Source organism: Variovorax beijingensis, assembly GCF_007828835.1.
GTDB lineage: Bacteria > Pseudomonadota > Gammaproteobacteria > Burkholderiales > Burkholderiaceae_C > Variovorax > Variovorax beijingensis_A.
The window spans coordinates 253,422-274,150 of sequence record NZ_VIVL01000002.1 but is presented as its reverse complement, the minus strand read 5'-3'; the positions used below and the strand labels follow the sequence as shown (position 1 = coordinate 274,150).

The 20,729-nt window shown below is 66.7% G+C and carries 17 protein-coding genes; 11 read left to right on the top strand and 6 right to left on the bottom strand.

Annotation, left to right across the window (positions count from 1 at the left end; all coding sequences use genetic code 11):
- Positions 1-2 precede the first annotated feature (2 nt).
- The 6 genes from metK to FB547_RS07545 all read left to right on the top strand — a co-directional run bounded on the left by metK (position 3) and on the right by FB547_RS07545 (position 5,508).
- Entirely contained in the window at positions 3-1,184 is a 1,182-nt protein-coding gene (gene metK / locus FB547_RS07570; RefSeq protein ID WP_145740980.1) for a methionine adenosyltransferase, read from the top strand.
- Between the two features lie 148 nt (positions 1,185-1,332).
- Positions 1,333-1,980, top strand: a complete 648-nt coding sequence (locus FB547_RS07565) for a helix-turn-helix domain-containing protein (protein ID WP_261380248.1) — start codon at positions 1,333-1,335, stop codon at positions 1,978-1,980.
- 30 nt (positions 1,981-2,010) lie between these two features.
- Positions 2,011-2,772, top strand: a complete 762-nt coding sequence (locus FB547_RS07560; protein ID WP_186454125.1) for an ABC transporter substrate-binding protein — start codon at positions 2,011-2,013, stop codon at positions 2,770-2,772.
- Between the two features lie 39 nt (positions 2,773-2,811).
- Complete coding sequence (locus tag FB547_RS07555) at positions 2,812-3,462, top strand: amino acid ABC transporter permease (RefSeq protein ID WP_145740976.1); 651 nt, start codon at positions 2,812-2,814, stop codon at positions 3,460-3,462.
- Entirely contained in the window at positions 3,459-4,190 is a 732-nt protein-coding gene (locus FB547_RS07550; protein ID WP_145740974.1) for an amino acid ABC transporter ATP-binding protein, read from the top strand. The genes FB547_RS07555 and FB547_RS07550 overlap by 4 nt, the downstream gene beginning before the upstream one ends.
- A 13-nt stretch (positions 4,191-4,203) precedes the next feature.
- Entirely contained in the window at positions 4,204-5,508 is a 1,305-nt protein-coding gene (locus FB547_RS07545; protein ID WP_145740972.1) for an NAD(P)/FAD-dependent oxidoreductase, read from the top strand.
- A 3-nt stretch (positions 5,509-5,511) separates the two neighbouring features.
- Here the strand turns inward: FB547_RS07545 and FB547_RS07540 are convergent, their stop codons facing one another.
- The 4 genes from FB547_RS07540 to FB547_RS07525 form a co-directional block, all read right to left on the bottom strand.
- Entirely contained in the window at positions 5,512-7,641 is a 2,130-nt protein-coding gene (locus FB547_RS07540) for a TonB-dependent receptor (RefSeq protein ID WP_145740970.1), read from the bottom strand.
- Between the two features lie 63 nt (positions 7,642-7,704).
- Positions 7,705-7,887 (bottom strand): hypothetical protein, encoded by a 183-nt coding sequence (locus FB547_RS07535; protein ID WP_145740968.1) that lies wholly within the window; start codon positions 7,885-7,887, stop codon positions 7,705-7,707.
- Entirely contained in the window at positions 7,884-9,071 is a 1,188-nt protein-coding gene (locus FB547_RS07530) for a PepSY-associated TM helix domain-containing protein (RefSeq protein WP_145740966.1), read from the bottom strand. Before FB547_RS07530 ends, FB547_RS07535 begins: the two co-directional genes overlap by 4 nt.
- A gap of 30 nt (positions 9,072-9,101) precedes the next feature.
- A complete protein-coding gene (locus FB547_RS07525) occupies positions 9,102-11,222 on the bottom strand; it encodes a TonB-dependent siderophore receptor (RefSeq protein WP_145740964.1) in 2,121 nt (706 codons plus the stop codon).
- A 184-nt stretch (positions 11,223-11,406) separates the two neighbouring features.
- Here FB547_RS07525 and FB547_RS07520 point away from each other — a divergent pair, with 184 nt between their 5' ends.
- From FB547_RS07520 to groL, 5 genes are all read left to right on the top strand, one after another.
- Complete coding sequence (locus FB547_RS07520) at positions 11,407-13,011, top strand: phospholipase D family protein (protein WP_145740962.1); 1,605 nt, start codon at positions 11,407-11,409, stop codon at positions 13,009-13,011.
- Between the two features lie 66 nt (positions 13,012-13,077).
- Positions 13,078-15,183 carry a TonB-dependent siderophore receptor gene (locus FB547_RS07515; RefSeq protein ID WP_145740960.1) on the top strand — a complete coding sequence of 702 codons (2,106 nt, stop codon included), beginning with the start codon at positions 13,078-13,080 and terminating at the stop codon, positions 15,181-15,183.
- Between the two features lie 47 nt (positions 15,184-15,230).
- A complete protein-coding gene (locus tag FB547_RS07510) occupies positions 15,231-15,980 on the top strand; it encodes a DUF4198 domain-containing protein (RefSeq protein WP_222431235.1) in 750 nt (249 codons plus the stop codon).
- Positions 15,981-16,149: 169 nt separating this feature from the next.
- On the top strand, positions 16,150-16,440 hold the full coding sequence (locus FB547_RS07505) for a co-chaperone GroES (RefSeq protein ID WP_018907465.1): 291 nt from the start codon (positions 16,150-16,152) through the stop codon (positions 16,438-16,440).
- A 30-nt stretch (positions 16,441-16,470) separates the two neighbouring features.
- Complete coding sequence (gene groL, locus FB547_RS07500) at positions 16,471-18,123, top strand: chaperonin GroEL (protein WP_028259335.1); 1,653 nt, start codon at positions 16,471-16,473, stop codon at positions 18,121-18,123.
- Positions 18,124-18,277: 154 nt separating this feature from the next.
- On the opposite strand, the gene xylB is transcribed toward groL, so the two are convergent.
- Both xylB and FB547_RS07490 read right to left on the bottom strand, forming a co-directional pair.
- Positions 18,278-19,747, bottom strand: coding sequence for a xylulokinase (gene xylB, locus FB547_RS07495; RefSeq protein ID WP_145740957.1), 1,470 nt, complete (start codon positions 19,745-19,747; stop codon positions 18,278-18,280).
- A gap of 39 nt (positions 19,748-19,786) precedes the next feature.
- Positions 19,787-20,725: an AraC family transcriptional regulator gene (locus FB547_RS07490; protein ID WP_186454124.1), complete on the bottom strand. Its 939-nt coding sequence runs from the start codon at positions 20,723-20,725 to the stop codon at positions 19,787-19,789.
- Positions 20,726-20,729 lie beyond the last annotated feature (4 nt).

Genomic DNA, 20,729 nt, shown 5'->3' with positions numbered 1-20,729 from the left:
AAATGGCGAACGACTTCCTCTTCACGTCCGAATCGGTTTCCGAAGGCCACCCCGACAAGGTCGCCGACCAGATCTCGGACGCCATCCTGGACGCGATCTTCGAGCAGGACCCGCGCAGCCGCGTGGCCGCCGAAACGCTGACCAACACCGGCCTCGTGGTGCTCGCCGGCGAAATCACGACCAATGCCCACGTCGACTACATCCAGGTCGCGCGCGACACCATCAAGCGCATCGGCTACGACAACACCGACTACGGCATCGACTACAAGGGCTGCGCCGTGATGGTCTGCTACGACAAGCAGTCCAACGACATCGCCCAGGGCGTGGACCACGCGAGCGACGACCACCTGAACACCGGCGCCGGCGACCAGGGCCTGATGTTCGGCTACGCCTGCGACGAAACGCCCGAGCTGATGCCCGCGCCCATTTACTACGCGCACCGCCTCGTCGAGCGCCAGGCCCAGCTGCGCAAGGACGGCCGCCTGCCCTTCCTGCGGCCCGACGCCAAGAGCCAGGTCACGATGCGCTACGTGGACGGCAAGCCGCACAGCATCGACACCGTGGTGCTCTCCACCCAGCACAGCCCCGACCAGAGCGAAACGCCCACCAAGATGAAGGCCTCGTTCAACGAAGCCATCATCGAGGAGATCATCAAGCCCGTGCTGCCGAAGGAATGGCTCAAGGACACGCGCTACCTGATCAACCCGACCGGGCGCTTCGTCATCGGCGGTCCGCAGGGCGACTGCGGCCTCACGGGCCGCAAGATCATCGTCGACACCTACGGCGGCGCCTGCCCGCACGGCGGCGGCGCGTTCTCGGGCAAGGACCCGTCGAAGGTCGACCGCTCGGCCGCCTACGCCGCGCGCTACGTGGCCAAGAACATCGTGGCCGCGGGCCTCGCGCGCCAGTGCCAGATCCAGGTGGCGTACGCCATCGGCGTGGCCCAGCCGATGAACATCACGGTCTACACCGAAGGCACCGGCGTGATCCCGGACAGCAAGATCGCGGAACTCGTGCGCGAGTTCTTCGACCTGCGTCCCAAGGGCATCATCCAGATGCTCGACCTGCTGCGCCCGATCTACCAGAAGACCGCCGCCTACGGCCACTTCGGCCGCGAGGAGCCCGAGTTCACCTGGGAAGCGACCACGCAGGCGGCTGCGCTGCGCGCTGCGGCCGGCCTGTAATTCCCCGGGGCTTTCCGCCCTCCTCCCACGCAAATGCCGGCCTCGCGCCGGCATTTGCGCTTCTGGAATACCCCCGCCGAATTTGCTGGCGGTGCGCGGCGTTGTGTGTAAAACTTGAGCGTCTTGTGAAAATTTTACAAAGGCTCTGGTGTCGCAATTGCCGGTTCGTCCGCCTCCCGCCCCCATTCCGGCCCCCGATGCCGGCCGGGCACAGCGCATCCATTCGGTCATCGACCTCTGGCTCGGGGAGCAACTGCGCAGAAGGCGCCAGGCCCTCGGCCGCTCGCTGCAGCAGGTGGCGCAGGCCTGCGGAATTTCGGTCAGCCTGCTGAGCCAGCTCGAACGCGGGCACCGCTCCATCTCCATCCGCACGCTCGGCGCGCTGGCGCAGGAACTGCAGTTGCCCATCGAAACCCTGGTGCGCAACACCCAGTACAGCGAGGGCGAGGCCGAAGGCGCGGTGGCGCGCGCCGGCACGCACAAGCGCATCGACCTTGGCGACAAGGGCATCCACAAGGAAAACCTCACGCCGCCCGCCGCCGCGGGTGGCGTCGAGATGTACCGGGCGGTGATCGATCCGGGCGGCTCCACGGGCGACGACCTGTTCTTCACGCGCAAGGGCGAACAGGTCGGCTACGTCATCGAGGGGCAGCTCGAACTCTTCGTGCGCGAGCGCCTGCTCAAGCTGAAGGCCGGCGACAGTTTTTGCTACGACGGGGGCATGCCGCGCCGCTGGCGCAACCCCGGCACCACACCCACCACCGTCCTTTGGGCGATCACCCATTCACCCGCATAGGCCCGATCTTTTTTTGAAGAGGAACCCACCATGAAAATCGCTTCTTCCCTCGCAGCCTTCGTGCTGGCCACGTTCACCCTGGCCTTCGGCGGCCAGGCCTCGGCCCAGACGGTGCTCAAGGTGGGGTCCACGCCCACCGGCAATCCGTTCACTTTTCTCGACACCAAGACCAACACCATCGACGGCATCATGGCGGACATCGTCAAGGCCGTCGGCAAGACCTCGGGCTTCGAGGTGCAGATCGAGCCGATGCAGTTCTCGGCGCTGATCGGCTCGCTCACGTCCAAGCGCATCGACCTGATCTCGGCCGCGATGTTCATCACGCCGGTGCGCCAGGAGGTGGTGGACTTCTCGCAGCCGATCTACAGCTACGGCGAAGGCATCGTGGTGCCGGTGAAGGACACCACCGCCTACCGCAGCTTCGCCGAGTTCAAGGGCAAGCGCATGGGCGTGCAGGTGGGCACGGCCTTTGTCGAGCCGCTGCAGAAACTCGGCATCTTCAGCGAGGTCAAGCTCTACGACACCACCGCCGACCTGATGCGCGACGCCAATGCCGGGCGCATCGACGCGGGCGTGCTCGACTCGCCGATTGCCGCCTACGCGATCTCCAAGAACGTGTTCCCGAACCTGCGCCTGGTGACGACCTACCAGCCGACGATGGTCAACAGCATCGGCATTGCCACGCGCAAGGGCGACACCGAAACCATGGGCAAGGTGAATGCGGCGCTCACCAAGCTCAAGGCCGACGGCAGCATCGACGCGATCCTCAAGAAGTGGGGCCTCAACAGCTGAGCGGCACTTGCATTGCCTGCCCTCTGACAGACCCTGCCCATGAGCACCTTCCTGCACAACGTCTGGGAGTTCCTGCCGATCCTGCTCCAGGGCGCCAAGCTCACGGTGCTGGTGACGCTGGGCTCGCTGGTGATCTCCACGCTGCTCGGCCTGGTCTGGGCAGCGATGCGGGTCTCGGGTATTCCGCTGCTCGCAAAGATCAGCGCGGGCGTGATCAACCTGCTGCGCGGCATTCCGATCATCGTGCTGCTGTTCTTCATCTACTTCGTGATGCCCGACTTCGGCCTCTCGCTGACGGCGCTGCAGGCGGGCATCCTGGGTTTGGGCATCGCCTACTCGGCCTACCAGTCGGAGAACTTCCGCGCCGGCATCGAAGCCGTGGACCACGGCCAGGTGGAGGCGGCACAGGCCATGGGCATGAGCTGGCGGCTCACGATGCGGCGCGTGGTGCTGCCGCAGGCCTTCCGCATCACGCTGCCCTCCTACGGCAACATCATGATCATGATGCTCAAGGACTCGTCGCAGGCCTCGACCATCACCGTGGCCGAGCTCGCGCTGCAGGGCAAGCTGATCGCCACTTCCACCTTCCAGAACGCCACCGTGTTCTCGCTGGTGGCGCTGCTCTACCTCATCATGTGCGTGCCGCTCATCCTGCTGGTGCGCCACTTCGAGAAGCGGGGCAGGAAATGATCGAGATCCGCGGCCTGCAGAAATCCTTCGGCAGCCACCATGTGCTCAAGGGCATCGACGCCTCGATCTCGCAGGGCGAAGTGGTCTGCATCGTCGGGCCTTCGGGTTCGGGCAAGTCGACCATCCTGCGCTGCATCAACGGGCTCGAGAGCTACTCGGGCGGCAGCGTCGACATCGATGGCCGGCGCGTGGACAACCGCCATGCGTCAATCAAGGCGATCCGCGCCGAAGTGGCCATGGTGTTCCAGCGCTTCAACCTGTTCCCGCACCGCACGGTGCTCGAGAACGTGATCGAAGGGCCTGTGTACGTGAAGGGCGAAGACCGCGCCGCTGCCATCGAGCATGCGAAGGAGCTGCTCGCGAGCGTCGGCCTGGCCGACAAGGCCGGGGCGCATCCGCCGGAACTCTCGGGCGGGCAGCAGCAGCGCGTGGCCATTGCGCGCGCGCTGGCGATGCGCCCCAAGGCCATCCTGTTCGACGAGCCCACCTCGGCCCTCGACCCCGAACTCGTCGGCGACGTGCTGCAGGTGATGCGCAAGCTCGCCGGCACCGGCATGACGATGGTGGTGGTCACGCACGAGATGCAGTTCGCGCGCGAAGTGGCCGACCGCGTGATCTTCATCGACGGCGGCGTGATCGTCGAACAGGGCCCTGCCGCCGAGCTGCTCAACAACCCGCGGAACCCGCGCACGCAGGACTTCCTGCGCCGCGTGCTCCATCCGCTCTGAAGGGCCTTCATTCATGCCGAACGCGCCGCAGGAATTCTTTCCGCTCGCCCCATCGCTCTGGGCCGCCACCGCGGTGCCCGCACCGGCAACCGCGCCGCTGGACACCGACGCGCAGGCCGACGTGATCGTGGTCGGCGCCGGCTATTGCGGCCTCAGCACGGCGCTGCATCTGGCCGAGCGCGGCGTGCGCGTGGTGGTGCTCGAAGCGAAGGAGATCGGTTTCGGCGGCTCGGGCCGCAACGGCGGCCAGGTCATCCCGGGCCTCAAGCACGACCCGAGCGAACTGCTGCGCATGTTCGGCTCCGACGAAGGCCAGCGCCTGGTCGACTTTGCCAAGGGCACGGCCGACGCGGTGTTCGACCTGATCGACAAGCACGGCATGGACGTGCCCCGCGCGCGCCAGGGCTGGATCCAGGGCGCGCACACGCCGGCCGCCGTGCAACTGGCCGAGCGCCGCGCGCGCGACTGGCAGATGCAGGGCGTGGCCGCGCGCCAGCTCGACCGCAACGAAACCGCGCGCCTGCTGGGCACCGACAAGTACTTCGGCGGCTGGCTCGATCCGCGCGGCGGCGGCGTGCAGCCGCTGAGCTACGCGCGCGAACTGGCGCGCGCGGCGCAGGCGGCCGGCGTGGTCATCCACACCGGCACGCCCGTGACGCAGCTCACCCAGGCCCACGGCAAGTGGCAGGCCGCCACCGCACGCGGCCCGCGCGTGACGGCCGAGCGCGTGGTGATGTGCACCAACGGCTACACCGACGGCCTGTGGCCCGGCCTGCGCAAGACCATCATCAATGCGAACTCGTTCCAGGTCGCGACCGAGCCGCTGCCCGAGGCAATACGCAAGACCGTGCTGCCCGAAGGCCACGTCTCCTCCGATGCGCGCAACCTGCTGCTCTATTACCGCCTGGACCACGCCGGCCGCCTGCTGATGGGCGGGCGCGGCACCTTCCGCGAGCCCGATGCCGGCCAGCCGGGCGACTGGTCGCACCTGGAGCACGTGATTGCCAAGCTGTTCCCGCAGGCGGCGGGCGTGCCCATTGCCTACCGCTGGTGCGGCCATGTCGCGATCACGCGCGACTACCTGCCGCACCTGCACGAGCCCGCGCCGGGCCTCTTGATCGACATCGGCTGCCAGGGCCGCGGGGTCGGCCTGCAGACGCGCATGGGCCAGGCCCTGGCGCAGTACATCGCCACGGGCGACAGGAGGGCGCTGCCGGTGCGGCCCTCGGAGATGCGGCCATTCCCGCTCTATGGCCTGCGCCGCCTCTATGTGTCGGCCGTGATCGGCTGGTACCGCATGACGGACGGCGGCGTCTGAGCCTCAGAAGCGGTAGGCCCCGCTCAGGCCCACCGTCCAGTTGCGGCCCGGCGCGGGCTCGTAGTAGCGCGCGTTGCCCTCGTTGACGATCAGCGAACCCACGTAGCGGCGGTCGAACAGGTTGTCGACGCGCGCAAAGGCGTTGAACTCCCAGCGCTCCCACTTCTTCAGGTAGCCGGCGTACAGCGCGGCGACGGCATAGCCCGGCGCGCTGTCGGTGTTGGCGTCGTTGGCCTGCATGCGCCCGAGCGCGCGCATCTCGACACCGGCGCGCCAGCCTTCGGGCGGCACCCAGCCCAGCGATGCGAAGAGCGATTGCCGCGCGATGCCCGGAATGCGGTTGCCCGCCGCCACCGTGTTGGATGCCGCGCAGGGCGACGGCGAGCAGAAGGCATCACGGTAGCGCGCGTCAAGCCAGGTGTAGGCCAGCTGGGTGCGCCAGTGGCTGGCCGTCTCGTGCTGCCAGGCCAGTTCGAAGCCGTTGCGCCGCGTGCGGCCCGCGTTCTGGAAAGTGGCGCGGCCGCCGATGTTGGTGTCGGTCACGATCTCGTCGCGCGTGCGGGTCTGGAACAGCGCGGCCGTCAGCAGCCCTCCGCCCAGCCTTGCCTTCGCGCCCAGCTCGATGCTGTCGTTGACCGAGGGCCGCAGCGCGAAGTTGAGCCCGCTGGCGCCGCCCGCTCGATACGACAACTCGTTGAGCGTCGGCGTCTCGAAGCCCCGGCCGATCGAGCCATACAGCGCGAGATCGGGCGTGGCCTGGTAGCGCAGCGAGGCCACGGGCAACGTCTTGCTGTAGCGCGCGCTGCCGCTGTCGTCGCGGTTGGCGCCCACGATGTAGCGGTCCTGCGAATCGAAGTGCACGCTGCTGCGGCGCACGCCGGCCTCGAGCGTCCATTGCTCCGCGAGGCGCCAGGTGGCCTGCGCGTAAGGGTCGAGATTCCAGACCTCGTTGCGTTCGCTGCGCCGCAGTCGCCCCTGCACGCCCAGCACGGGCGAAGCCACGCGGCCGAGGTAGTTCTCGTAGCCGCGGCGCTGTTCGCGCAGGCTGTCGTAGCCCAGGCCCGCCACCAGTTCGAGCGGCCGGTCGGCCAGTTGCAGCGCGGCGGTCCAGCGCAGATCGAGCCCGCCGTACTGGCGCGTGAGGTCGATCACGCCGCCCGCATGCAGCGGGTTCTGTTGCGCCGACGGCGGAATCGACTGGTACTGCACGGTCTTGCGCTCGCCGCCGTAGACCATGAGCCGCAGCGACTGCGCGGCATCGATGCGCCGTTCATAGAGCAGGCCGGCCTGGGTCTGCTCCACGGTCTTGCGGGTGTCGAACTGGGTGGCGAGCGGTGCGCTGCGCGGCGCCAGCGCGTACTGCCCGGCCGTGAGACCCAGCGGATCCTGCGCGCTGATGCGCACGCTGTTGAGCACCAGCGTGAGTTTGTCGCCGTTGTCCAGCGCGATGCCGAGCTTGCCGTTCGCAATGTCGCGCCGTGCCGCACTGTGCTCGCGCCAGCCGTCGGTCTGGAAGCGGCTCGCGTTCAGCAGGTAGTCGACTGCGCCCTGCGACCCGCTGGCCTGCAACGACTGGCGCCAGGTGCCGAAGCTCCCTCCGGCCGCCGAGTACGAAAGCCGCGGCGCACCCTCGCCCGACGCGGTGAAGGCCTGCAGCACGCCGCCCGACGAGTTGCCGTAGAGCGCCGAGAACGGCCCCCGCAGTATCTCGATGCGGTCGAGCGAGCCGATGTCGATGTTGGAGGTCTGGCCCTGGCCGTCGGGCAGCGTGGCGGGAATGCCGTCGACATACAGCCGCACGCCGCGCACGCCGAAGGTGGAACGCGCGCCGAAGCCGCGGATCGACAGCTGCAGGTCCTGCGCATAGTTCATGCGGTTCTGCACCTGCAGGCCCGGAACGCCGCCCAGGCTTTCGGAAAGATTGACCTGCAGCCGGCTGTCGCGCATCTCGGCGCCATCGACCCGGTCCACCGAGCCAGGCACGTTGAACGGCGCAACCTCGCCGCGCGGCGTGGAGACGGTGACTTCGGGCAGGCTGCCGCGGTCGGCCTGCTGCGCCGCCGCGGCGAGCGGAACTCCCAGCAGGAGCAGGCGGACGGCGGCAGTGGCGGTAGCGGAAAGTGCAGGCTTCATTGCGCCGATTCTGCGTCGGCGCGCGCCCCTGCCCGTACTAGCAGGAACCCGGTCGGGCCGGATTCAGCTTCTTCTGCGCCAGCCGTACCAGCCGCAGACGGCAACGGGAATGCCCAGCGCAAACCAGGCCAGCATGTCTCCCAGGCCGCCGTCGCTGAACAGCGCCGAGACCAGCCCGAAGGTGGTCAGCATGCCGAGCACGATCGGCCAGCCCCACATGTGCCGGAAGCTGTGGCGCGGCTTCATGCCTGCACCTTCATGGCGGGCGCCGGATCAGGCTGCTGATGCCCACCATGCGGCGGCCGCTGGCCCACCGGCGAGGCCGCAGCAGGCACGCTGTTGCCGCGCTTGAGCCACAGGTACAGCCCGCTGCCCAGCACGATGATGGTCGCGATGTCGAGCAGCGCCCAGATGATCTGCATCGGCATGCCGCCGTAGTCGCCGAAGTGCAGCGGCTGAGACACCAGCAGCGCCGTCAGGTACCAGGGCATCTTCGGCGCGGCGGTCACCTGGGCCGTCTTGGCATCGACCAGCACCGGCTGCAGCAGCTTCGAGGTGAAGGGCTCGCTGCCGCGCATGAAGAAGGTGGTGTGGTGCGGGCTCGAGAACGCGGTGCCGGGGAACGCGACGAAGGACAGCTTCATGCCGGGCGTCTGCTGGAGCGCGACCTCCATCGAGCGCTGCACCGATGCGCGCTGGGCCACCGGCACCGTCGGCTCGTCCTTGTAGGGCGCAAGAAGCGCGCTGAGCTGGTCGTACTGCCAGTACTTGATGACCAGGTCGGCCCAGGTGTTGATCATGCCGGTTGAGCCCACCACGAACAGCCAGACCAGCGTGACGATGCCCAGCAGGTTGTGCAGGTCGAGCCACTTCAGGCGCGGGCGCTTCTCGCGCCGCACCGTGCCGAAGTCGAGCTTGCGCATGAACGGCGCATAGAGCACCACGCCGGAGACGATGGCCACCAGCAGCAGCAGGCCCATGAAGCCCAGGAACAGCTTGCCCGCGAGTCCGGCAAACAGGTCGACGTGCAGCTTGAACATCACGTACATGAAGCCTTCGTCGAGCTTGGGCTGGGCAAGCACGGCGCCGGTGCGCGCGTCCACCGCCACCGACTTGAAGTCGTCCGTGGGCGCAGGCGTTGGCGTGAGCGTGACGAACCAGAGGCCGTCGTCATCCTCGGGCTGCGAAACGAACTGCACCACGCGGTCAGGGTGTTTCGCACGCGCCGTTTCGAGCACGCGGTCCAGGCTCACGCGCGGCGTGTTCGCGGGCATCTTGGGCGACTCGACCTCGGTGCCCAGCAGGTGCCCGATCTCGTGATGGAAGATCAGCGGCAGGCCCGTGATGCACAGGAGCAGCATGAACACGGTGCACACGAGGCTGCTCCACTTGTGCACCCAGGCCCAGGTCTTGATCTTTCGGCTGTTCATGTCGTTGCTGCCCTCGTCGAAAGTGAGCTGTTAGAAACGGTAGGTCGCGCTGGCCACGATGTTTCGGCGCGAGCCGTACCAGCAGTCGCCGCGCGACAGGCAAGTGCTGAAATAGATCTTGTCGGCCGCATTGTTGATGTTCAGGGCATAGCGCCACTTGTCCGACTCATAGGCAAACATCAGGTCCAGCAGGGCCACGGCAGGCAGGCGCGGTCCCACGCTGCTGCCTTCCACGTCGCGAAAACCTCCCATGTAGCGCAATCCGGCACCGGCCGAGAAGCCCGGCACACCGGCGATGGAGAATCGGTATTTACCCCAGACTGACACCTGATTGCGCGGCATGTCGGTGAGCTTGTGATCAACGTCGATGTAGGTGTAGTTGGCAATGAGATCTAGGTCACGCGCCACGGTTGTCTTCAGCTCGAGTTCCAGCCCCTTGTTCTTCGTCGAATCGACTTGTCGGCCGTAATCAGGATTAGTGCTGTCGGAGACGATGCGGTTCTTTTCCTTGAGCGAGTAGACCGAGGCGGTAAAGCTCGTCGCCGAACCTTCCGGCTGGTACTTGACACCCGCCTCCACCTGCTCGCCGCGCAACGGCTTGAACAGCGTGCCATTGATATCGGTGCCGGCTTGCGGGGTGAAGGATTGCGTGAAGCTGACATAGGGCGACCAACCGGAAGGAAGCGTGTACATCACACCCAGTCGGCCCGAGTCGGCGCTGGTCGTCTCCGACGCGCTGCCCGCGGTCCCCGAGGTGCTGCGGTCATGGCGCAGGCCGGCAACGAAGATCCAGTTGTTCCACTTCATCTGGTCCTGCACGTAGACGCCGGCATTGCGCTGGGTGGTGCGGGGACGGTCGGTGAACTCGGTCACCGGCACGTAGCCGATACCGTAGACAGGGGCATAGGCGTCGATGGAGCTGTAGGCAGAGCCCTCGCGCTTGTCCTGGCGCTGGCGGGAATATTCGGCGCCGATCAGCAGCGTATGGCGCAGCGCGCCGGTGTTGAAATGGCCCTCGACATGGTTGTCGACGCCTGTCATTCGAGTCCAGGTCAGCGACTTGTCATTGACACGGCCAAGCAGGCGCTGACCGACGGGGTCCAGCCCCCAGCCACCAGGAAGCGAAAAGAAGTCACCGTAGTGGTAGTGCGAGTCGTTGAACGTCCGCGACATGCGGAAGTTCTGCCGAAAGGTCCACTGATCATTGAATTTGTGCTCGAACAGCCAGCCGAAGGTCTTGCGCTCGGTGTCGTAACCGTCGCCCGGCTCGCCGATGAACCGGTTGACCGGCAGCGGGCCATTGACATTCGGCAAGATGGTGCCCTGCCAAGGGAAGAACTGCGACGTGCTGCCAGTCTTGTCCTTTTGCCACAGGCCCTGCAGCGTCAGCGAGGTGCCGGCATTGGGTCGCCAGGTAAGCGAGGGCATGACGAGCGAGCGGTCGTCCGGTACATAGTCCACCTGCGTATCGGCCTTGCGTTGAAGCGCCACCAGGCGGTACGACCAATCACCGTCCGCCGTCAGCGGGCCGGTCAGGTCGGCCTGCAGCTGTTTGCGGCCCCAGGAGCCGATCTGCACCCCCACCTCGCGATATGTCTGCTGCTGCGGACGCTTGCTGACCATGTTGACCACCCCACCTGCGGTGCCAGCGCCGAACAACATGCCCGCCGGCCCGCGCAGCACTTCGAGGCGCTCCAGCGTATAGGGGTCGGGGCGCGCTGTCGCGGTGTACCAGCCGGCGGAATTCATCTGCAGCCCGTCGAGGTACCCGGATGGCTCGCTCCCGCGCACTAGGAAGCTGTCTGTGCGGGAGTCCAGGCCATAGGCATCGGAGCGCACGCCGGCCGCGTAGTTGAGCGCGTCCTGCACGTTGGTTGCGCCCTGATCCACCATCTGGTCGCGCGTGACCACGGTCACGGACTGAGGCGTTTCTGCCAGCGGCGTGTCGGTCTTGGTGGCGGTGGCGGCGTTCCTGGCGCGGTAGCCGATCACCGGTGAAGTCGCGGTTTCGAGCTCGGCGCTTGCATCGACCTTCACTTCCGGCAGGGCGCCGGGCGCCGTGGTCTGGGCCAGAACCTGGTGATGCACGTAAATCGCCATGCAGCCTGCCAGCACCGATGCGACCTTGCGCCCCACCATGAACCTCTTCATTCCTTCTCCACTCCGAAACATTATTAAGAACGATTCGCATTCTAATAGTTATAAAGTCTCATCTGTTCCGATTTCCCCGCCTGGACAAGGGGGCGTTCCGGCAGCGCTCGCGCCGGAGGTGCGGCGCGCCACAAGGCAAAGCGGCTACGATCCCGGCCGCACATCGTGTGCGTCCGCAGGCCCCATGCCCGACAAGCTCATCGCCTCTTCGTTTCCTGCGCTGCGCGGCCTGGCGCTCTGGCTGGTGGCCACCGGCATCGCCTGGGTGCTCGCAGGCTGCGCCGGCCTGCCTCCGCGCACGCCCGAGCCGCCAACGCTCTCGATTGCCGCCTCCCCTTCCACCGCGCTCGGCCGCGCCGCGGCCAGCCTGGACGACGCGCACGACGGCCTGTCGAGCATCCGGCCGCTGGTGGAGGCCTCCTTTGCGCTCGATGCGCGCTTCGAGCTGATGCGGCGGGCGCAGGCCTCGCTGGACGTACAGACCTATCAGCTCGGCAACGACAAGACCGGCCGCCTGCTGCTGCGCGAATTGCGCGATGCCGCGCGGCGCGGCGTGCGGGTGCGCCTGCTGCTCGACGACTTCTACACGGCCGGCATGGACCGCCTCCTGCTCGGCCTGGCCGCGGAACCCAACGCCGAAGTCCGGCTGTTCAACCCCTTCGTGAACGCCCGCGACCACTCGGCCACGCGCTGGATGGAATTCTTCGGCGATTTCCGCCGCCTCAACCATCGCATGCACAACAAGCTCTTCGTGGCCGATGGCGCCATGGCCATTGCCGGCGGCCGCAACCTGGCCGACGAGTATTTCCTGCGCAGCGAGGGCGCCAACTTCATCGACTTCGAACTGATCATGGCCGGCCCCGTGGTTCCGGAGGCCGCCCGCATCTTCGACACCTACTGGAACAGCGACGTCGTCTACCCGCTCCAGCGGATCGCCAACGCCAGCGGCACCCCGGAGGCGCTGAAGTCCGAGTTCGAAGCCGCCACCTCGCCGGTCCATGCCCCGCCGCCCGCCGCCCTGCAGGGCACCGACCTGATGGGCGATCCGCCGCTCGGCGCCCAGCTGGCCGACAGCGGCCGCATGAAGTGGATGCGCGCCGACGCCCATGCCGCGGCCGACAGCCCCAACAAGGCGCTGGGCACCCTCGCGTCACCGGCCGAATCGCTGGCCGCGCGTTTCCATGAAATGACCGCCACGGCGCGTTCGGACGTGGTGGTGATCTCGCCCTACTTCATTCCAGGCGAGGAAGGCATGGCGCGCATCCGTGAGGGCCGGGCGCGCGGCGTGCGCATCAGTGTCATCACCAATTCGCTGGCCGACAGCGACGAGCCGCTGGTCAACATCAACTACAACCGCTATCGCGTCGACATGCTGAAGCTGGGCGTGAACCTGTACGAGGTCAGCACCCGGCAGCTCAAGCGCAACCGGCAGTTGCGCGACCTGCTCAAGAAGGCGCGCGGCCGGCTGCACGCCAAGCTCGCGCTGGTCGACCGCGAATGGGTGCTGCTGGGCTCCATGAACCTCGACCCGCGCTCGGCGCGGCTGAACACCGAGTTCGGCGTTCGCGTGCGAAGTTTCGAGCTGACCCAGGCGCTTCTCTATGCCTACCAGCTCGACGACATCGAGGGCGTCTACCGCGTCGTGCTGCTGCCCGACGGCGAGAACGTGCAATGGATAGGCACCGGCGACGTGGACAACGAGGTGCTCGACAGCGAGCCCGATTCGAGCCTGCTCACGCGGCTGCAACTGCTGCTGTTTTCCTGGTTCGTGCCGACCGACCAGCTGTAGCGGACGTCTACAATAGGTAATGAGATTTATTCTCATTAACTGTAAATAAAACGTCAACAAATTTCAATGAGATCCCGCATCCGGTCGTCACGCATCGCTTTTGCCCTGCTCCCCCTCGCTTCCATTTCCCCGCTCTCCATGGCACAAGGCACCGGCACCGGACAGCCGGACCCTGCGAGCACATCGCTGCCCGAAGTGCATGTTGTCGCCGAGCCCGAATCCGGGGGCTACAACCCCACGACCAGCAGCGGCGCCACGCGCACCAGCACGCCGCTGCGGGAGGTGCCGCAATCGGTGCGCATCGTCTCCAGCCAGCTGATCGAAGACATGGGTGCGACGCGCCTGGCCGACACGGTGGGTTTTGTCAGTGGGATCACGCGCCTCAACGACTTCGGTGGCACCTGGGACAACTTCGGCATCCGCGGGTTCAGCAGTACCGACATGGGATTCCTGGTCAACGGCTTTCCCGGATCGCGCGGCTACAACCCGCCGCGCGACACCGCCACGGTCGAGCGCTTCGAGTTCCTCAAGGGCCCGGCTTCGGCGGTCTACGGCAGCAGCGAGCCCGGCGGCACCATCAACATCGTCACGAAAAAGCCGGAATTCACGCGTCGCAACACCGCCGACTTCAGCATCGGCAGCCAGGGCCTGCGCCGCAGCACGCTGGACAGCACCGGCGCGCTGAGCCGGAGCGTGGCCTACCGGCTGAACCTGGCGGTGGAAGAAGGCGACAGTCGAAGCGACCTGCTGAGCAACCGGCGCACCCTGGTCGCGCCGGCGCTGACCTGGGTCATCGACGACAAGACAGTGCTCAACTACGAGTCCGAGTTCCTGCGTTCGAAAACGCCGCTGGACCGCGGGCTGATCAACGTTCGCGGCCTGCTCGGAACCCTGCCGCGCGACCGGGTGCTCAACGAGCCCGGCGACGGCAACATGACGCTCACCAGCAATACCCACCAGCTCACGCTGGACCGCCAGCTGTCGGAAAACTGGCGCGCGCGCATCGGTGCGAGCTACAAGGAAAGCACCTTCTCCGGCAACTACACCGAAGCGACTTCCCTGGCCAGCGACAACCGGACGCTCAACCGCCGCGCCACCTGGCGCCAGCTGCCGTCGCGCGACACTTCTTTCCAGGCGGAGCTGGAAGGCAAGTTCACGACCGGCGCGCTGGCCCATACGCTGCTGGTCGGCGTGGAAGCGTCCAGGCTGTGGATGAACACCGAAATCCTCCGCTCGGGCAACTACCCGATCGACATCTACCAGCCCGTCTATGGCAGGCCCCGGCCGCCGCTCACCTCGCTCACTTCCAGTTCGGACGAGCACCAGCGCGCGAGCGCCGTTTTCCTGCAAGACCAGATCAGCCTGTCGCCGCAGTGGAAGCTGCTGGTGGGCGCCCGCTACGACCACTTCAGGCAGAGCATCGAGGACCGCGTGAACCGCAACAGCGCCCAGAAGCACGATGCCGTTTCGCCGCGCGCAGGCCTCACCTACCTGCCGAACGACTGGAGTTCCTGGTACGTCTCCGCCGGCAAGTCGTTTCGCGGCAACAGCGGCACCGACAAGAACGGCCAGGCCTTCGATCCGCAGCGCTCCACCGCGCTGGAGGCCGGCGTGAAGCTGCAGACGCCGGACCAGCGCCTGGGCGCCAACCTGGCCGTGTTCGACATCAAGAAGACGAACGTGCTGACGGCCAGCGACACGCCCGGCTTCTCCGTGGCGGCCGGCGAGGTCAAGAGCAGCGGCTTCGAGGCCGACGTCTATGGCCAGATCGACAGGAACTGGCGGGTGAGCGGAAATTTCGCCTACGTCGACGCCCGGATCTCGAAGGACGCAACGCTGGCGCCCGGCACGCGCATCGTGAACATCCCGAAGACGAGCGCCGGCCTGTTCGCCATCCGCGAGGATGCGCTGGCCGATGGCAGCCGCTATGGGGTGGGTGCCGGCATCAACTACGTGGGCAACCGTTCGGGCAACAGCGCCGACACCTACGCGCTGCCGGCCTACACCACCGTCAAGCTGGTGAGCTTCTGGCAGATCAACAAGACCGCCCGCGTGTCGGTCGACGTGCACAACCTCTTCAACCGGAACTACTACACCGCCTCGTGGGGCAACCTGTACGTGATTCCGGGCGCCAAGCGCAGCGTCGTGGCCAGCCTGAAGCTGGACCTCTGAAGCCCGTGCATTCACCCCGTATCCGCATTTTTTCGACTGGACTCCCAATGATGAACAGGCTGCACCGAATCGCCGCCCTGGCCACGCTCGCAGCGGCGGCCGTACTTTCTTCCGCGGGCGCGCAGGCGCACGGCATCTGGTTTGCCCAGCGCTCGGGCGATCTCGCATTGATCTATGGCGAGGGCGCCGACGACCTGGACACGGTCAAGCGGCAGCCGCTGATCACCGCGGTCAGCGCCTATGACGCATACGGGAAGCCCGTGCCGACCGCCCTGGAGGTGAACGGGCGCCTGCTGCTTGTGGACACCAAGGAGAAACCCGCCATCGTCGCAGCGGTGCTCGACAACGGCATCTGGAGCAAGACGCCGGAAGGCAAATGGCTCAAGAAGGGCAAGAACGAAGTTCCCGGCGCGCTCACGAGCGGCCACAACTTCAAATATGCGGTGCATCTGCGCAGCCCGCTGCGCAATGCCTTGCCGCCGCTGCCCGGGCATGCGCTGCAGATCGTCCCGGTCGATGCCGCCCTGCCCGAGAAGCTCGGGCAAGACCTGCGCCTGCGCGTGCTCTACCAGGGCAAGCCCGTGGCGGGCGCCCTGGTGCTGAGTGATTTCGTCAACGATCCCGACGCCAGGCCCATGGAAAGCGGCGCCGACGGCAGTGTGGTCATCAAGGTGCGCAACCAGGGGCTGAACGTCGTCACCGCCCAATTGGCCGCACCGCCGGAAGATCCGCTCAAGACCGACAAGGTGGAGCACCTGGCATCGCTCTCCTTTGTGCTGGCGCACGCGCCGGAATAGGCGGGCAGCGCCGCAGATGCGCGCCCGGGCCCTTGAAAGTCCCCCGATTGCCCTTATGATTAGCACTCGCTGCTGATGAGTGCTAACAAAGCCTCGCTTCCAGTCGATGGGCTGCCGGTCTTTCCCGCCGGCGCCCGACCACAACCCCGTTTCTTATCCAGGAGATGCAATGAAACTTCGTCCTTTGGCCGATCGCGTGATCGTCAAGCGTGTTGACAGCGAAACCAAGACCGCCTCCGGCATCGTCATCCCCGACGCAGCCGCCGAAAAGCCCGACCAGGGTGAAGTCCTGGCCGTCGGCCCCGGCAAGCGCACCGATAAGGGCGACCTGACCGCACTGACCGTCAAGGTCGGCGACCGCGTCCTGTTCGGCAAGTACAGCGGCCAGACCGTCAAGGTCGATGGCGACGAACTGCTGGTCATGAAGGAAGACGACCTGTTCGCAGTCGTCGAGAAGTAATCCATCCATCCCCATTCGGAGTAATAAAACATGGCAGCAAAAGACGTAGTCTTCGGCGGTGAAGCCCGCGCACGCATGGTCGAGGGTGTCAACATCCTCGCCAACGCCGTCAAGGTGACCCTGGGCCCCAAGGGCCGCAACGTGGTGCTCGAGCGCTCGTTCGGCGCCCCGACCGTCACCAAGGACGGTGTGTCGGTCGCCAAGGAAATCGAACTCAAGGACAAGCTCCAGAACATGGGCGCCCAGCTCGTGAAGGAAGTGGCCTCCAAGACTTCGGACAACGCCGGTGACGGCACCACCACCGCGACTGTGCTGGCCCAGGCCATCGTTCGCGAAGGTTTCAAGCTGGTGGCTGCCGGCATGAACCCGATGGACCTGAAGCGCGGCATCGACAAGGCCGTCACGGCCCTGGTCGCCGAGCTGAAGAAGGCTTCGAAGCCCACCACCACGTCGAAGGAAATCGCTCAAGTCGGCTCGATCTCGGCCAACAGCGACGAAACCATCGGCAAGCTCATCGCTGACGCGATGGACAAGGTCGGCAAGGAAGGCGTGATCACCGTGGAAGACGGCAAGTCGCTGGACAGCGAACTCGACGTCGTCGAAGGCATGCAGTTCGACCGCGGCTACCTGTCGCCCTACTTCATCAACAACCCCGAGAAGCAATCGGCGCTGTTGGACAACCCCTTCGTGCTGCTGTTCGACAAGAAGATCAGCAACATCCGCGACCTGCTCCCCACGCTGGAACAAGTCGCCAAGGCTGGCCGTCCGCTGCTGATCATTGCCGAAGAAGTCGAGGGCGAAGCCCTGGCTACCTTGGTCGTGAACACGATCCGCGGCATCCTGAAGGTCGTCGCTGTCAAGGCTCCTGGCTTCGGCGACCGCCGCAAGGCCATGCTGGAAGACATCGCCATCCTGACGGGCGGCAAGGTCATCGCTGAAGAAGTGGGCCTGACGCTCGAGAAGGTGACGCTGGCCGACCTGGGCCAGGCCAAGCGCATCGAAGTGGGCAAGGAAAACACCATCATCATCGACGGTTCGGGCGCTGCAGCCGACATCGAAGCCCGCGTGAAGCAAGTGCGCGTGCAGATCGAGGAAGCCACCAGCGACTACGACCGTGAAAAGCTGCAAGAGCGCGTGGCCAAGCTGGCCGGCGGCGTTGCAGTGATCAAGGTTGGCGCTGCCACCGAAGTCGAAATGAAGGAAAAGAAGGCTCGCGTCGAAGACGCCCTGCACGCCACCCGCGCTGCAGTGGAAGAAGGCGTCGTGGCTGGCGGCGGCGTGGCTCTGCTGCGTGCCAAGCAAGCCGTGGGCGACTCGATCAAGGGCGACAACGCTGACCAGGACGCCGGCATCAAGCTGGTGCTCAAGGCCATCGAAGCACCCCTGCGCGAAATCGTGAACAACGCCGGCGGCGAAGCCTCGGTGGTGGTGAACGCGGTGTTGGCCGGCAAGGGCAACTACGGCTTCAACGCTGCGAACGACACGTACGGCGACATGCTCGAGCTGGGCATCCTGGACCCGACGAAGGTCACCCGCACCGCACTGCAGAACGCCGCCTCGGTGTCCTCGCTGCTGCTGACGACCGAAGCCATGGTCGCCGACGCACCGAAGGAAGAAGCCGGTGCTGGCGGCGGTATGCCCGACATGGGCGGCATGGGTGGCATGGGCGGCATGGGCATGTAATTGCCCACCCCCGAAGCGGCTCACTACTGCGTGTAGCCGCCTCCCCCTCCAGGGGCGACACCTGCGGACCGGCGGACCCGGATCCGCGGTGTCTCCCGAATAAAAAAACCCGTCTCTCGACGGGTTTTTTTATGGGCGCTTCACAATGCGGCGCTCATCGGAACTGATCGCGCAATGCTGTGTAGAGGCGCTTGAAGCGCGCATGGCGTGCCGCGTGCGCGGTGGCGCCGTCTTGCGAGGGCACGAGCCGCTGCTTGACCGGCGGCAGCGTGCACACCTCGGCCACGGTGCCTCCGTCGGCCAGCCAGGCAAGGCGAGCCGCACCCAGCGCCCCACCCGTCTCGCTGCCCGCATAGAGCGTGAGCGGCACCTCGAAGATGTCGGCCAGCAACTGGCCCCACCAGACGCTGCGCGCGCCGCCGCCCACCAGCGCCACTTCGCGCAGCGGCATGCCGGCCGGCAGGCGCAGGGTGTCGAAGCCGTCGCGCAACCCGAAGCTCACGCCCTCGACCACGGCATAGGCGATCTCCGCCGGACCGTGCGCATGCGTGAGCCCGAACAGCACGCCCTGCGCGTTCGGGTTGTTGTGCGGAGAACGCTCGCCCGAGAGATACGGCAGGAACAACGGGCAACGTTCGCGCTGTGCCGGTGCAACCGACGCGGCAGCTTCGAGCAATGCCGCCTCATCGGCGAACTTGAATGCCTTGGCGGCCCAGCTCACGGCGCTCGCGGCCGAAAGCATCACCGACATCTGGTGCCAGCGCCCGGGCAGCGCATGGCAGAAGGCGTGCATCGCCTGCGCGGGGTTGGGCAAAAAACGGTCGGTCGAGACGAACACCACGCCCGAGGTGCCGAGCGACACGAAGCCCTGCCCCGGCTCCACCAGCCCCATGCCGACGCCGCTGGCGGCGTTGTCGCCCGCGCCGCCAGCAATGAGCACGGTGCTGCTGCCCACACCCCAGCGCGCGGCCAGCTCGGGCTTGAGCCGCGCCGACACTGCACTGCCCTCGACCAGCCGCGGCATGTGGCCGCGCGTGAGCCCAGTGGCCGCGAGCAGTTCGTCGGACCAGTCGCGCGCGCCGACGTCGAGCCACAGCGTGCCGGCCGCATCGGACATTTCGCTGACGGCCTCGCCGCTGAGCATGAAGCGCAGCCAGTCTTTCGGCAACAGCACGCGCGCCACGCGCTCGAAGATGTCGGGCTCGTGCTCGCGCACCCACAGCAGCTTGGGCGCGGTGAAGCCAGGCATCGCGAGGTTGCCCGCGATCTCGCCCAGCCGCGGCACGGTACGCGCCAGCGCCTCGCACTGCGGGCCGCTGCGTCCGTCGTTCCAGAGGATGGCGGGTCGCAGCACCTCGCCGGCGGCGTCCAGCAGCGTGGCGCCATGCATCTGGCCCGACAAGCCGATGGCGCGCACGGCCGCCAGCTCCTCGGGATGCGACTTTCCGAGCGCGCGCATCGCCTCCTCGAGCGCATGCCACCATTGGCTCGGCGCCTGCTCCGACCAGAGCGGCTGCGGCCGCTCGACGGTGAGCGGCGCGCGTGCCACGCCGACGATGCGGTGATCGTCGGCGAGCAGCAGCGCCTTGAGCTCGGACGTGCCGAGGTCGAGTCCCAGATACAAGATGGTGCCCCCTGATTGCGCCTTGGAAAAAGCCTGTGGTCAGCCGAACCGCGTGTCGGCCTGGCGCCTGAACTCGCTCGGCGTCATGCCCTTGATCTCGAGGAAGCGGCGGTTGAAGTTGGCCACGTTGTTGAAGCCGACCTGATAGCAGATGTCGGTCACGTAATGGTCGGTCTGCATCAGCAGGTGGCAGGCGCTGTTGATGCGCACCCGGTTGACGAAGTCGGTGAAGCTGTTGCCGGTGGAGCGCCGGAAGAAGCGGCTGAAGCGGCTTTCGCTCATGCCCAGTTCGGCCGCCACCTCCGACATGGAGATCGGCTCCGCCATGTTGCTGGTGATGCGGTTGACGATGTCGTTGATCTGGTCGACCTGGGCGTCGCCCTCGATGCCTTGCGCGCCCTGCATCTGCACGCTCGAAAGCAGCCGGTAGTCGGTGCAGTGCGCGAGGTCGGCCATGAACTCGAGGAACAGTCCGAGCCGGCGCACGCCGCGCGCGGCCTTGATGTTGTCCCAGTGCGCTTGCGCCTGCTGCGACATGCCGAAGAACTCGATGCCGTGCCGCGCGCGTTCGAACAGCTGCATCACCTCGCGCAGTTCCGGAATCTCGGCCGCGGCGCGCTCGATGGGCTCGTGGCGGAACTGGATCACCCGGTCGCGTCCCGCGGCGCCGCCTTCGGGCACGTCGAGCGAGATCCAGTTGTGCGGCAGCCGCGGCCCGCACAGCACGAGGTGCCCGGGCTGGAACGGCCCGATCCAGTCGCCGATGAAGGCCTTGCCAGAGGTCTCGGTGATCAGGTGCAGCTCGTAGTCTTCATGGAAGTGCCATCGCACCAGCGGGCTCGGAAAGCCGTGCGCGAGGCAGCGCACCAGGCCGGTTTCGGGGGCCTCGTAGCCCAGCGACGGCGAGCGCGCAATGTCACGCTCCAGCTCGGGTTGGCGCTGACGGGGAATCGAGCGTTTGCGTGTGGACGTTGTCATGGCA

Excerpts from the sequence above, each read along its gene's own strand:
- FB547_RS07490 (WP_186454124.1), bottom strand. The coding sequence starts at position 20,725 with ATGACAACGTCCACACGCAAACGCTCGATTCCCCGTCAGCGCCAACCC.
- FB547_RS07515 (WP_145740960.1), top strand. The coding sequence starts at position 13,078 with ATGAGATCCCGCATCCGGTCGTCACGCATCGCTTTTGCCCTGCTCCCC.
- metK (WP_145740980.1), top strand. The coding sequence starts at position 3 with ATGGCGAACGACTTCCTCTTCACGTCCGAATCGGTTTCCGAAGGCCAC.
- FB547_RS07555 (WP_145740976.1), top strand. The coding sequence starts at position 2,812 with ATGAGCACCTTCCTGCACAACGTCTGGGAGTTCCTGCCGATCCTGCTC.
- FB547_RS07540 (WP_145740970.1), bottom strand. The coding sequence starts at position 7,641 with ATGAAGCCTGCACTTTCCGCTACCGCCACTGCCGCCGTCCGCCTGCTC.
- FB547_RS07530 (WP_145740966.1), bottom strand. The coding sequence starts at position 9,071 with ATGAACAGCCGAAAGATCAAGACCTGGGCCTGGGTGCACAAGTGGAGC.
- FB547_RS07525 (WP_145740964.1), bottom strand. The coding sequence starts at position 11,222 with ATGAAGAGGTTCATGGTGGGGCGCAAGGTCGCATCGGTGCTGGCAGGC.
- FB547_RS07505 (WP_018907465.1), top strand. The coding sequence starts at position 16,150 with ATGAAACTTCGTCCTTTGGCCGATCGCGTGATCGTCAAGCGTGTTGAC.
- FB547_RS07535 (WP_145740968.1), bottom strand. The coding sequence starts at position 7,887 with ATGAAGCCGCGCCACAGCTTCCGGCACATGTGGGGCTGGCCGATCGTG.
- groL (WP_028259335.1), top strand. The coding sequence starts at position 16,471 with ATGGCAGCAAAAGACGTAGTCTTCGGCGGTGAAGCCCGCGCACGCATG.
- FB547_RS07560 (WP_186454125.1), top strand. The coding sequence starts at position 2,011 with ATGAAAATCGCTTCTTCCCTCGCAGCCTTCGTGCTGGCCACGTTCACC.
- FB547_RS07550 (WP_145740974.1), top strand. The coding sequence starts at position 3,459 with ATGATCGAGATCCGCGGCCTGCAGAAATCCTTCGGCAGCCACCATGTG.
- FB547_RS07520 (WP_145740962.1), top strand. The coding sequence starts at position 11,407 with ATGCCCGACAAGCTCATCGCCTCTTCGTTTCCTGCGCTGCGCGGCCTG.
- FB547_RS07510 (WP_222431235.1), top strand. The coding sequence starts at position 15,231 with ATGATGAACAGGCTGCACCGAATCGCCGCCCTGGCCACGCTCGCAGCG.
- FB547_RS07545 (WP_145740972.1), top strand. The coding sequence starts at position 4,204 with ATGCCGAACGCGCCGCAGGAATTCTTTCCGCTCGCCCCATCGCTCTGG.